The organism is Asanoa ishikariensis (assembly GCF_900107455.1).
GTDB classification, from domain to species: domain Bacteria; phylum Actinomycetota; class Actinomycetes; order Mycobacteriales; family Micromonosporaceae; genus Asanoa; species Asanoa ishikariensis.
Window position 1 is genome coordinate 2,005,569 of record NZ_FNQB01000002.1, and the last position, 11,739, is coordinate 2,017,307.

An 11,739-nucleotide genomic window follows, 5' to 3' on the forward strand; every position below is an offset into this window, starting at 1 on the left:
AGTGTTACGCACGGCACGCTGCGCTTACCCGCACGGTCCCCGCTGGTAACGTGATCGACGGTTCGCCGAAGACATCCTTTAACGACCCGTCCCGTGAGGCGGGGAAGGAGGTCCGCCGTGGCCTATCCTCAGGCCGCTTCATCCTCGACGACGTCCGGTTCACCACCGACTGTGAAGGTCATCCTCACAGAAACGGACCTGCAGCGGGTCGTCGACCGCATCGCGCACCAGATCCTCGAGAAGACGGACGGTGCCGACGGCACGGTCCTGCTCGGCATCCCGACCCGCGGCGTTCCACTGGCCCGCCGGCTGGCCAGCCGCATCGCCGCGTTCGAGTCGGTCGATGTCCCGGTGGGTGTGCTCGACGTCACTCTTTACCGCGACGACCTCCGGCTCAAGGCCACCCGCGCGATCGGCCCCACCGACCTGCCGCCCGGTGGCATCGACGGCCGGCGGGTCATCCTCGTCGACGACGTGCTGTTCTCCGGCCGCACTGTGCGGGCCGCGCTCGACGCCCTCTCCGACCTCGGCCGGCCCAGCTCCGTGCAACTCGCCGTGATCGTCGACCGGGGGCACCGCGAGTTGCCGATCCGCGCCGACTACGTCGGCAAGAACATCCCGACCGCGCGCGCCGAGATCGTCAAGGTGGCGCTGGCCGAGATCGACGGCCTGGACGAGGTCAAGCTGCTCGGCGAGGAGACCAAATGATCAAGCATCTGCTGTCGGCCGCCGACCTCGACGCCCAGCACGCCACGCTGGTCCTGGACACCGCCGCGGAGCTGGCCAACGTGTCCAGCCGCGAGGTGAAGAAGCTGCCCACGCTGCGCGGCCGCACCGTGGTCAACCTGTTCTACGAGGACTCGACCCGCACGCGGATCTCCTTCGAGGCCGCGGCCAAGCGGTTGTCGGCCGACGTCATCAACTTCTCCGCCAAGGGCTCCAGCGTCTCCAAGGGCGAGAGCCTCAAGGACACCGCGCTGACCCTGCAGGCGATGGGCGCCGACGCGGTGGTCGTCCGACACCCCGCGTCCGGCGCGCCGCACCGGCTGGCGAGCTGGGTCGACGGCTCGGTGGTCAACGCCGGCGACGGCACCCACGAGCACCCGACCCAGGCGCTGCTCGACGCGTACACGATGCGTTCCCGACTGGGCCGGGTCGCCGGCCTGCACGTGGCGATCGTCGGCGACGTGCTGCACAGCCGGGTCGCCCGGTCGAACGTCCTGCTGCTCACCACGCTGGGTGCCAAGGTCACGGTGATCGGCCCGCCGACCCTGATCCCGGTCGACGTCGGCCCGGCGCTGTCGCCCGACCTGCGCGTCTCCTACGACCTCGACGCGGTGCTGCCGGACGTCGACGTGGTGATGATGCTGCGGGTCCAGCGCGAACGGATGAACGACTCCTTCTTCCCGTCGACGCGCGAGTACGCGCGCCGTTACGGGCTCGACGCGGCCCGCATGCGCCGGCTGCCCGAGCACGCGATCGTCATGCACCCCGGCCCGATGGTCCGCGGCATGGAGATCACTCCGGAGGTGGCCGACTCGGCCCGCTCCACGATCGTCGAACAGGTCGCCAACGGCGTCTCCGTCCGGATGGCCGTCCTCTACCTGCTCCTGGGGGGCAAATGAGCAGCACCACGTACCTCGTCAAGGGCGTCAGCGTCGTCGGCGCCGAGCCGACCGACCTGCTGGTCCGCGACGGTGTGGTCCTCGAGGCCGGCGCGAGCGCCCAAAACGCCCAGGTGATCGACGCCGATGGCCTGGTCGCGCTGCCCGGCCTGGTCGACCTGCACACCCACCTGCGTGAGCCCGGCCGCGAGGACGCCGAGACCGTCGAGTCCGGCTCGCGGGCCGCGGCGCTGGGCGGCTACACCGCCGTCTGCGCGATGGCCAACACCTCGCCGGTCGCCGACACCGCCGGCGTGGTCGAGCAGGTCTGGCGGCTCGGCCGCGAGGCCGGCCTGGTCGACGTGCAGCCGATCGGCGCCGTGACGGTCGGCCTGGCCGGCCAGCACCTCGCCGAGCTCGGCGCGATGGCCACCTCCGCCGCCAAGGTGCGGATCTTCTCCGACGACGGGCACTGCGTCTCCGACCCGCGCCTGATGCGCCGCGCCCTGGAATACGTGAAGGCGTTCGACGGCGTGATCGCCCAGCACGCCGAGGAGCCCCGGCTCACCGAGGGTGCCCAGATGCACGAGGGCGAGATCTCCGCGCGGCTAGGGCTGACCGGCTGGCCGGCGGTCGCCGAAGAGGCGATCATCGCCCGGGACGCGCTGCTCGCGGGCCACGTCGGCGCCCGGCTGCACGTCTGCCACGTGAGCACCGCCGGGTCGGTCGACGTGCTTCGCCAGGCCAAGGCGGCGGGGGTACGGGTGACCGCCGAGGTCACGCCGCACCACCTGCTGCTGACCGACGAGCGGGCCAGCTCGTACGACCCGGTGTTCAAGGTCAACCCGCCGCTGCGCACCCAGAAGGACGTCGCCGCGCTGCGAGCGGCCCTGGCCGAGGGCCTGATCGACATCGTGGCCACCGACCACGCGCCGCACGCGATGGAAGACAAGGAATGCGAGTGGGCGTACGCGCGCCCCGGCATGCTCGGCCTGGAGACAGCGCTGTCCATCGTGCTCGACGTCCTCGGGCCGGACTGGCCGCTGATCGCCGACCGGATGTCGCGGACGCCGGCCCGGATCGCCGGGCTGACCGACCACGGCCACCTGCCCGCGGCCGGCGCACCCGCGACGTTCACCCTGGTCGACCCGGCGGCCCGCTGGCAGGTCGACCCCACGGCGTCGGCATCCCGCTCACGTAACACCCCGTACGCGGGGATGACCCTGCCCGGTCGGGTCGTCGCGACGTTCCTGCGCGGCGAACCGACGGTGCTGGACGGAAAGGCAGTCAAATGAGGCGCCCCGCGCTGCTCGTCCTGGAGGACGGGCGGACGTTTCACGGTGAGTCCTACGGCAGCGTGGGCGAGACCTTCGGCGAGGCGGTGTTCACCACCGCGATGACCGGCTACCAGGAGACGCTGACCGACCCGTCGTACCACCGGCAGGTCGTGGTCCAGACCGCGCCGCACATCGGCAACACCGGCGTCAACGACGAGGACGACGAATCGGCGAAGATCTGGGTCGCCGGGTACGTGGTGCGCGACCCCGCCCGGCTCGCCTCCAACTGGCGACGCACCGGCGATCTGGAGGACCGGCTCGCCGCCGAGGGTGTGGTGGGCATCTCCGGGGTCGACACCCGGGCGCTGACCCGGCACCTGCGTGACCGGGGCGCCATGCGGGTCGGCGTGTCCAGCGTGACCGACGACCCGGCCGCCCTGCTGCGCAAGGTGCAGGAAGCGCCCGAGATGGTCGGCGCCGACCTGTCGGCCCAGGTGACCACCGCGAAGCCGTACACCGTGCAGGCGGTTGGCACGCACGAGTTCACCGTCGCCGCAGTCGACCTGGGCATCAAGCGCAACGTGGCCCGGCGGCTGGCCGCCCGGGGCGTGACCACGCACGTGATGCCGGCCGGCTCGACCATCGACGACCTGCTCGCCACCGGCGCCGACGCGGTGTTCCTCTCGCCCGGACCGGGCGACCCGGCCACCGCCGACGGCCCCGTCGCGCTCGCCCGCGAGGTGATGCGGCGGCAGATTCCGCTGTTCGGCATCTGCTTCGGCTCACAGATCCTCGGCAGGGCGCTCGGCTTCGGCACCTACAAGCTGGCCTTCGGCCACCGGGGCAGCAACCAGCCGGTGCTCGACCGGACGACCGGCAAGGTCGAGGTGACCGCGCACAACCACGGGTTCGCCGTGGACGCGCCGCTCGACGGCACCGTCGCGACCGACTTCGGCGACGTCGCGGTGTCGCACGTCTGCCTCAACGACAACGTGGTGGAGGGTCTGCGGGCGCACGACGTCCCGGCCTTCACCGTCCAGTACCACCCGGAAGCGGCCGCTGGTCCGCACGACGCCGATTACCTCTTTGATCGGTTCCGGGAGCTCATCGCGGGGGAGAGGGTCAGTGCCTAAACGGAGCGACTTGTCGCACGTGCTGGTCATCGGGTCGGGGCCGATCGTGATCGGTCAGGCGTGCGAGTTCGACTACTCGGGGACGCAGGCGTGCCGGGTGCTGCGGGCGGAGGGGCTGCGAGTCAGCCTGGTCAACTCCAACCCGGCCACGATCATGACGGACCCGGAGTTCGCCGACGCCACGTACGTCGAGCCGATCACCCCGGAGTTCCTCGAGCTGGTGATCGCCAAGGAACGGCCGGACGCGATCCTGCCGACCCTGGGTGGCCAGACCGCGCTCAACGCCGCGGTCGCGCTGCACGAGATGGGCATCCTCGAGAAGTACAACGTCGAGCTGATCGGCGCCGACATCGAGGCCATCCAGCGGGGCGAGGACCGGCAGAAGTTCAAGGAGATCGTGGCGCTCGCCGGGGCGGAGACGCCGCGCTCGCGGGTCTGCGACTCGATGGAGTCGGTCCGGTCGGCGGCGGCCGAGCTCGGCCTGCCCGTGGTCGTCCGGCCGTCGTTCACGATGGGCGGCCTCGGCTCCGGCATGGCGCACACGGTCGAGGACCTCGAGCGGATCGCCGGCGCCGGGCTGACCGAGTCGCCGGTGCACTCGGTGCTGATCGAGGAGAGCGTGCTCGGCTGGAAGGAGTACGAGCTCGAGCTGATGCGCGACAAGCACGACAACGTCGTGGTGGTCTGCTCGATCGAGAACATCGACCCGATGGGCGTGCACACCGGTGACAGCGTGACCGTCGCGCCGGCGATGACCCTGACCGACCGGGAGTACCAGACGCTGCGTGACGTGGGCATCGCGGTGCTCCGCGAGGTCGGCGTCGACACCGGCGGCTGCAACATCCAGTTCGCGATCAACCCGGACGACGGCCGGCTCGTGGTCATCGAGATGAACCCGCGGGTGTCGCGGTCGTCGGCGCTGGCCTCGAAGGCGACCGGCTTCCCGATCGCGAAGATCGCGGCCAAGCTGGCCATCGGCTACACGCTCGACGAGATCCCCAACGACATCACCCTTAAGACGCCGGCCGCGTTCGAGCCGGCGCTCGACTACGTGGTGGTGAAGATCCCGAGGTTCGCGTTCGAGAAGTTCCCCGGCGCCGATCCGGAGCTGACGACCACGATGAAGTCGGTCGGCGAGGCGATGAGCCTGGGCCGCAACTTCGCCGAGGCGCTCAACAAGGCGATGCGCTCGATGGAGACCACCGCCGTCGGCTTCTGGACCACGCCCGACCCGGCCGGCGCGACACTGGCGTCCACCCTGGACGAGCTGGGCACGCCGCACGACGGCCGGCTCTACACCGTCGAGCGGGCGTTGCGCATGGGTGCCACGGTGGCCGAGGTCTCGGCCGCGTCCGGTCGGATCGACCCGTGGTTCCTCGACCAGATCGCCGAGCTGGTCGACCTGCGCGCCGAGATCGTCGCGGCGCCGGTGCTCGACCGGCCGCTGTTGCGCCGGGCCAAGCGGGCCGGCCTGTCCGACCGCCAGCTCGCCGCCCTCCGCCCCGAGTTCGCGGGCGAGGACGGGGTGCGCCGCCTGCGGCACAGCCTGGAGCTGCGGCCGGTCTACAAGACCGTCGACACCTGCGCGGCCGAGTTCGAGGCCACGACGCCCTACCACTACTCCTCGTACGAAGAGGAGACCGAGGTGGCGCCCTCGGACCGGCCGAAGGTGCTGATCCTGGGCTCGGGGCCGAACCGGATCGGGCAGGGCATCGAGTTCGACTACTCCTGCGTGCACGCCGTGATGGCCCTGCGGTCCGCCGGGTACGAGACCGTGATGGTCAACTGCAACCCGGAGACCGTGTCGACGGACTACGACACGGCTGACCGGCTCTACTTCGAGCCGCTCACCTTCGAAGACGTGATCGAGGTCGTCAACGCCGAGAACGAGTCCGGTCGCGCGGCCGGTGGGCCGGGCGTCGTGGGCGTCGTGGTGCAGCTCGGCGGGCAGACGCCGCTCGGGCTGGCCCAGCGGCTCAAGGACGCCGGCGTGCCGATCGTCGGCACCACCCCGGAGTCGATCGACCTGGCCGAGGACCGGGGCGCGTTCGGTGCGGTGCTGGCCAAGGCCGGCCTGCGGGCGCCGGCGCACGGCACGGCCACCTCGTACGAGGACGCCAAGGCGATCGCCGACGAGATCGGCTACCCGGTGCTGGTGCGGCCCTCGTACGTACTCGGCGGCCGGGGCATGGAGATCGTCTACGACGACCCGACGCTGTCCGCCTACATCGGCCGGGCCACCCAGATCTCGCCGGCCCACCCGGTGCTGGTCGACCGCTTCCTGGACGACGCGATCGAGATCGACGTGGACGCGCTCTGCGACGCCACCGGCGAGGTCTTCCTCGGCGGCGTGATGGAGCACATCGAGGAGGCCGGCATCCACTCCGGCGACTCGGCCTGCGCGCTGCCGCCGATCACGCTGGCCGCGTCGCACCTGGCCGAGGTCCGCCGCTACACCGAGGAGATCGCCCGCGGTGTCGGGGTGCGCGGCCTGCTCAACGTGCAGTACGCGCTCAAGGACGACACGCTCTACGTGCTCGAGGCCAACCCGCGCGCGTCGCGGACGGTGCCGTTCGTGTCGAAGGCGACCGCGGTGCCGCTGGCCAAGGCAGCCGCCCGGATCATGCTCGGCGCGACGATCGCTGAGCTGCGCGGCGAAGGCTTGCTTCCGCCGACAGGCGACGGGGGAGACCTGCCCGCCGACGGCCCGACCGCGGTCAAGGAGGCGGTGCTGCCGTTCAAGCGGTTCCGCACGCCGGCCGGGCGGGGCGTCGACTCGTTGCTCGGCCCCGAGATGAAGTCGACCGGCGAGGTGATGGGCATCGACCCGGCCTTCGGCAACGCGTACGCGAAGTCGCAGGCCGCCGCGTACGGCTCGCTCCCGACCTCGGGCCGGATCTTCGTCTCGGTCGGCAACCGCGACAAGCGCAGCATGATCTTCCCGATCAAGCGGCTGGCCGACCTGGGCTTCCAGATCGTGGCGACCGAGGGCACCGGCCAGGTGCTGCGCCGGCACGGCATCACCTGCGAGATCATCCGCAAGCACTGGGAAGAGGCGGGTTCCGGGCCGGACGCGGTCACGCTGATCCGCAACGGCGAGGTGGCGCTGGTCGTCAACACGCCGCAGGGCTCGGGCGCCTCGGCGCGCTCGGACGGCTACGAGATCCGCAGCGCGGCGGTCACCGCCGACATCCCGTGCATCACGACGGTGCCGGGCGCGGCCGCCGCGGTGATGGGCATCGAGGCCGTGATCCGCGGCGAGATGACCGTGCGGCCGCTGCAGGACCTGCACCGGGCGCTGCGGGCGGGTGGCGGTCGTGCTGTTTGAGCGGGTCGTCCGCCCCGCCCTGTTCCGGATCGGTGCCGGCGACGCCGAGACCGCGCACGAGTGGACGCTGACGCGGCTGGCGGGCCTCCCGCCGGCCGCGCGGCGGCTGATGGCTCTGCGGTACGCGGTGCGCCGGCCGACCACGGTGTTCGGGGTCGAGTTCCCCAACGCGGTCGGGCTGGCCGCGGGCGTCGACAAGAACGGCGTGGCGCTGGCGGCCTGGCCGGCCCTGGGGTTCGGCTTCGTCGAGGTCGGCACGGTGACCGCCCACGCGCAGCCGGGCAACCCGAAGCCGCGGCTGTTCCGGCTGCGCGGCAGCGACGCGATCGTCAACCGGATGGGCTTCAACAACGAGGGCGCGGCGGCCCTCGCACGGCGCTTGGAAGGGTCCCTTGCGCTGAGGGCCCCGTTAGGGATCTCGCTCGGGAAGTCCAAGGTCACGCCGCTCGAGGACGCGGTCGACGACTACCTCGCGTCCTACAAGCTGTTGCGGGACTACGGCGACTACTTCGCCGTCAACGTGTCCTCGCCCAACACGCCGGGGCTGCGGTCCCTCCAGGATCGGGACTCGATCGACGCGCTGCTGGGCGCGCTGGTGGGGGAGAAGCCGATCCTCGTGAAGATCGCTCCGGACCTGACCGAGGCGGCCATCGCGGAGCTCCTGGAGGTCTGCCTGGCCCGCGGGGCCGCCGGGGTCATCGCCACCAACACCACCCTCGCCCGGGACGGCCTGGTGGCCGCTGACGTGGCCGCCGGGGCCGAGGCCGGCGGGCTCTCCGGTCGTCCCCTCACCGCGAAGGCCCGCGACGTCGTGCGGTTCGTGCACACCGAGACGGGCGGACAAATCCCGGTGATCGGGGTCGGTGGCCTGATGACGGCCGACGATGCGGCGCGGATGTTCGACGCCGGCGCGAGCCTTGTGCAGGTCTACAGCGGGTTCATCTACCACGGGCCGGCGCTGGTCCGGCGGATCGCGTCGTTGAAGAAAGGACAATCGTGACCAAAGCCTTCGGATCACGCCTGTACGAGGCCCTCGCGACCCGCGGCCCGCTGTGTGTAGGCATCGATCCGCATCCAAGTCTGCTGGCGTCCTGGGGGCTGCCGGACGACGCCGACGGGCTGGCCCGATTCTGTGCGACCGTGATCGAGGCGCTCGGCGACCGGGTCGCGGTGGTCAAACCGCAGTCGGCCTTCTTCGAGCGACACGGCTCCCGAGGGGTCGCCGTGCTTGAGTCGGCTATCCGACAGTTGCGGGAAGCCGGCGTACTGGTACTCCTCGATGTGAAGCGCGGCGACATCGGATCGACGGTCGCCGCTTACGCGTCCGCGTATCTCGACCCGACGAGTCCGCTGCGTGCTGACGCGATCACGGCGAGCCCGTACCTCGGCGTCGGATCCTTGGCCCCGATGTTCGACGCGGCGCGCGCGCATGATGGCGGCGTGTTCGTCCTCGCGCTCACCTCGAACCCGGAAGGCGCCGAGGTGCAACGCGCCGTCGGTCCCGGCGGTCGGACTGTCGCTCAGAGCGTGATCGACGAGATTTCCCAGCTCAACGCGGGTACGGAGCCGCTCGGGAGCTTCGGATTGGTGGTTGGAGCGACGATCGGGGATACCGGCCACGATCTCTCCCGCGTCAACGGCCCGATTCTCGCGCCCGGGCTCGGTGCGCAGGGTGCGACCGCTGCCGACCTGCGTACGGTTTTCGGTAATGATCTTGATTGGGTGGTTCCGTCCTACTCGCGGGAGATCCTCGCTCGCGGGCCCTCGGTGTCCGATTTGCGAGCGGCGACGGCCGACGTTCTGGCCCAGTGCCGAGCCGTTTTGGCCCCCCGATCGAGGTGACACGGGGGATCAAGATTTCGTGATCAAGGCGCGCCGACGTTGCCGAAAACCAATCGGGCCGCTAGTTTTCCCGGCGCTGGGAACCACATGCCCCTTTGGTTCACGGCCACCCCACGTTTCACGACCGCGGCGGATTTTCCCGATCGCGGTAGGACCTGAGGAGAACTGGTGCCGCTCCCGTCACTGAGCCCCGAACAGCGCGCGGCAGCGCTGGAAAAGGCAGCGGAGATCCGCAAAGCCCGTGCTGAACTGAAAGAGCAGCTCAAGCAGGGCAAGACCACCCTCGCCGCGGTGCTCGACCGGGCCGAAGGCGACGACGTCGTCGGCAAGCTCAAGGTTTCGGCCGTGCTGCAGGCGATGCCGGGCATCGGCAAGATCCGGGCGACCCAGATCATGGAGAAGCTCAAGATCGCTGACAGCCGCCGGCTGCGCGGTCTGGGCGACCAGCAGCGCAAGGCGCTCCTTGGAGAGTTCGCCGGCAGCTGACCCGGCACCCGGGTAAAAACAAGTTGTGACCACGCATGACGAGGCGCGCCCGGCGGCTCGGCTCACGGTCCTGACCGGTCCTTCGGAAGCCGGTCGGGCAGCCGTGATCCGGCTCGTCCGGGCGCGCTCGCCATGGGTGCGGATGCCCGTCCTGGTCACCACTCGCCGGCGGCGCGACCACGAGGTCGACGGCGTGCACTACACGTTCGTCGACGAGGCCGCGTTCGACCGCATGGTCGACGAGCACGGCCTGCTCGAGTCCGCGGCGATCCGGCACCACCGCTACGGCACCCCCCGCCGCCCGGTGGAGGACTGGCTCGCGGCCGGTGAGCCCGTCCTGCTCTCCATCGACCCGCGCGGCGCCGAGCTCGTGAGCCTGGCATTTCCAGACGCTCGGACGGTGCTCCTGCTGGCACCCACCGATCAGGTGACGGCCGGCGACGGCGTCGCCGGAGCGATCATCAACCACGCCGCCGGGCGCGCTGCCGATGAGCTGGTAGGATTGCTCGGTTCGTCATTCCTGACCCCGGCACGACCGCCGCGCGGCGGTTGAGAACTTTGAGGTTTGTTTTCGTGGGATCCATCGCCACCAACCCTGAAGGCATCACCAACCCGCCGATCGACGAGCTGCTCGAGAAGACCACGTCGAAGTACGCGCTGGTCATCTTCGCGGCCAAGCGCGCCCGCCAGGTCAATGCCTACTACAGCCAGCTCGGCGAGGGCCTTCTCGAATACGTCGGCCCGCTGGTCGAGACCACGCCGCAGGAGAAGCCACTCTCCATCGCGATGCGTGAGATCAACGCCGGCCTGCTCACGGCCGAGCCGACCGACAACCCCTGAGGTCATGACGGCCCGGGTCATCCTCGGCGTCGGCGGCGGCATCGCCGCCTACAAGGCCGCCGAGTTGCTCCGTCTGTTCACCGAGTCGGGGCACCGGGTCCGGGTCGTCCCGACGGCGGCTGCGCTGCGCTTCGTCGGCGCGCCGACCTGGGCCGCGCTGTCGCGTGAGCCGGTCGCCGACGACGTGTGGTCCGACGCGCACGAGGTGCCGCACGTACGCCTCGGCAAGGAAGCCGATCTGGTGGTGGTGGCTCCGGCCACCGCCGACCTGATCGCCAAGACCGCGCACGGTCTGGCCGACGACCTGCTCACCAACACGCTGCTCACGGCGCGCTGCCCGGTCGTGCTGGCGCCCGCGATGCACACCGAGATGTGGGAGCACCCGGCCACCCAGGCCAACGTGGCGCTGCTGCGCTCCCGTGGCGTGCTGGTGATCGAGCCGGCGAGCGGGCGGCTGACCGGCTCCGACACCGGCAAGGGCCGCCTGCCCGACCCCGCCGAGATCTTCGCGTACGCCCGCCGGGTCCTGGTCCGCGGCGCCGACGCACCCCTCGACCTGACCGGACGGCACGTCGTGGTCACGGCCGGCGGCACCCGCGAGCCGCTCGACCCGGTGCGCTTCCTCGGCAACCGCTCGTCCGGCAAGCAGGGCTACGCGTTCGCCCGCACCGCCGCGGCCCGCGGCGCTCGCGTCACCCTCGTCAGTGCCAACCCGACCCTCCCGGCCCCGGCCGGTGTCGACGTCGTCGTGGTGAGCACCACCGAGGAGTTGCGCAAGGCGACCGTCGAGGCGGCCGCCGACGCCGACGCCGTGGTGATGGCCGCCGCGCCCGCCGACTTCCGCCCGGCGGTCTACGCCCCGCAGAAGATCAAGAAGGTGCCGGGCGCCGGTCCGGAGCCGATCGCCCTCGCGCTAAACCCCGACATCGCCGCCGAGCTAGGCGAGCGCAAGCCGGCCGGTCAGGTGCTGGTGGTCTTCGCGGCCGAGACGGTGGACACCGAGGACGCGCTGGCCAACGCGCGACAAAAACTAATTGTTAAGAACGCCGACCTGATCGTCGTCAACCAGGTCGGCACCGATAAAGTCTTCGGGTCCGACGCCAACACCGCGACGGTGCTGGGTGCCGACGGCACGGAGACGGTTTTCCCGCAGCAACCCAAGGAAGACCTCGCCGACGCCGTCTGGGATCTGATAACAACACGCTTGACCAGTACGTCTTAACCAGGGC

General features: G+C 70.9%; 11 protein-coding genes. All 11 read left to right on the top strand.

Features of this window, described 5'->3' with window-relative positions:
• The first annotated feature begins 117 nt into the window (after positions 1 to 117).
• The 11 genes from pyrR (at position 118) to coaBC (ending at position 11,732) form a co-directional block, all read left to right on the top strand.
• The gene (gene pyrR / locus BLV39_RS23815; protein WP_090797073.1) at positions 118 to 708 is read left to right on the top strand and encodes a bifunctional pyr operon transcriptional regulator/uracil phosphoribosyltransferase PyrR; all 591 of its coding nucleotides are present in this window, start codon (positions 118 to 120) and stop codon (positions 706 to 708) included.
• Positions 705 to 1,625: an aspartate carbamoyltransferase catalytic subunit gene (locus tag BLV39_RS23820; RefSeq protein WP_090797075.1), complete on the top strand. Its 921-nt coding sequence runs from the start codon at positions 705 to 707 to the stop codon at positions 1,623 to 1,625. Before pyrR ends, BLV39_RS23820 begins: the two co-directional genes overlap by 4 nt.
• The gene (locus tag BLV39_RS23825; RefSeq protein WP_090797078.1) at positions 1,622 to 2,899 is read left to right on the top strand and encodes a dihydroorotase; all 1,278 of its coding nucleotides are present in this window, start codon (positions 1,622 to 1,624) and stop codon (positions 2,897 to 2,899) included. Before BLV39_RS23820 ends, BLV39_RS23825 begins: the two co-directional genes overlap by 4 nt.
• Positions 2,896 to 4,014, top strand: a complete 1,119-nt coding sequence (gene carA / locus BLV39_RS23830) for a glutamine-hydrolyzing carbamoyl-phosphate synthase small subunit (protein WP_090797080.1) — start codon at positions 2,896 to 2,898, stop codon at positions 4,012 to 4,014. Before BLV39_RS23825 ends, carA begins: the two co-directional genes overlap by 4 nt.
• Positions 4,007 to 7,342, top strand: a complete 3,336-nt coding sequence (gene carB / locus BLV39_RS23835) for a carbamoyl-phosphate synthase large subunit (RefSeq protein ID WP_090797083.1) — start codon at positions 4,007 to 4,009, stop codon at positions 7,340 to 7,342. Before carA ends, carB begins: the two co-directional genes overlap by 8 nt.
• Positions 7,332 to 8,342 (top strand): quinone-dependent dihydroorotate dehydrogenase, encoded by a 1,011-nt coding sequence (locus BLV39_RS23840; protein ID WP_090797764.1) that lies wholly within the window; start codon positions 7,332 to 7,334, stop codon positions 8,340 to 8,342. The genes carB and BLV39_RS23840 overlap by 11 nt, the downstream gene beginning before the upstream one ends.
• The gene (gene pyrF / locus BLV39_RS23845) at positions 8,339 to 9,184 is read left to right on the top strand and encodes an orotidine-5'-phosphate decarboxylase (RefSeq protein WP_090797086.1); all 846 of its coding nucleotides are present in this window, start codon (positions 8,339 to 8,341) and stop codon (positions 9,182 to 9,184) included. Before BLV39_RS23840 ends, pyrF begins: the two co-directional genes overlap by 4 nt.
• A gap of 168 nt (positions 9,185 to 9,352) precedes the next feature.
• The gene (gene mihF, locus BLV39_RS23850) at positions 9,353 to 9,670 is read left to right on the top strand and encodes an integration host factor, actinobacterial type (protein WP_090797089.1); all 318 of its coding nucleotides are present in this window, start codon (positions 9,353 to 9,355) and stop codon (positions 9,668 to 9,670) included.
• Positions 9,671 to 9,695: 25 nt separating this feature from the next.
• The gene (locus BLV39_RS23855) at positions 9,696 to 10,223 is read left to right on the top strand and encodes a guanylate kinase (protein WP_090797091.1); all 528 of its coding nucleotides are present in this window, start codon (positions 9,696 to 9,698) and stop codon (positions 10,221 to 10,223) included.
• 20 nt (positions 10,224 to 10,243) lie between these two features.
• Positions 10,244 to 10,510, top strand: a complete 267-nt coding sequence (gene rpoZ / locus BLV39_RS23860; RefSeq protein WP_089255590.1) for a DNA-directed RNA polymerase subunit omega — start codon at positions 10,244 to 10,246, stop codon at positions 10,508 to 10,510.
• 4 nt (positions 10,511 to 10,514) lie between these two features.
• Positions 10,515 to 11,732, top strand: a complete 1,218-nt coding sequence (gene coaBC / locus BLV39_RS23865) for a bifunctional phosphopantothenoylcysteine decarboxylase/phosphopantothenate--cysteine ligase CoaBC (RefSeq protein WP_090797094.1) — start codon at positions 10,515 to 10,517, stop codon at positions 11,730 to 11,732.
• Positions 11,733 to 11,739 lie beyond the last annotated feature (7 nt).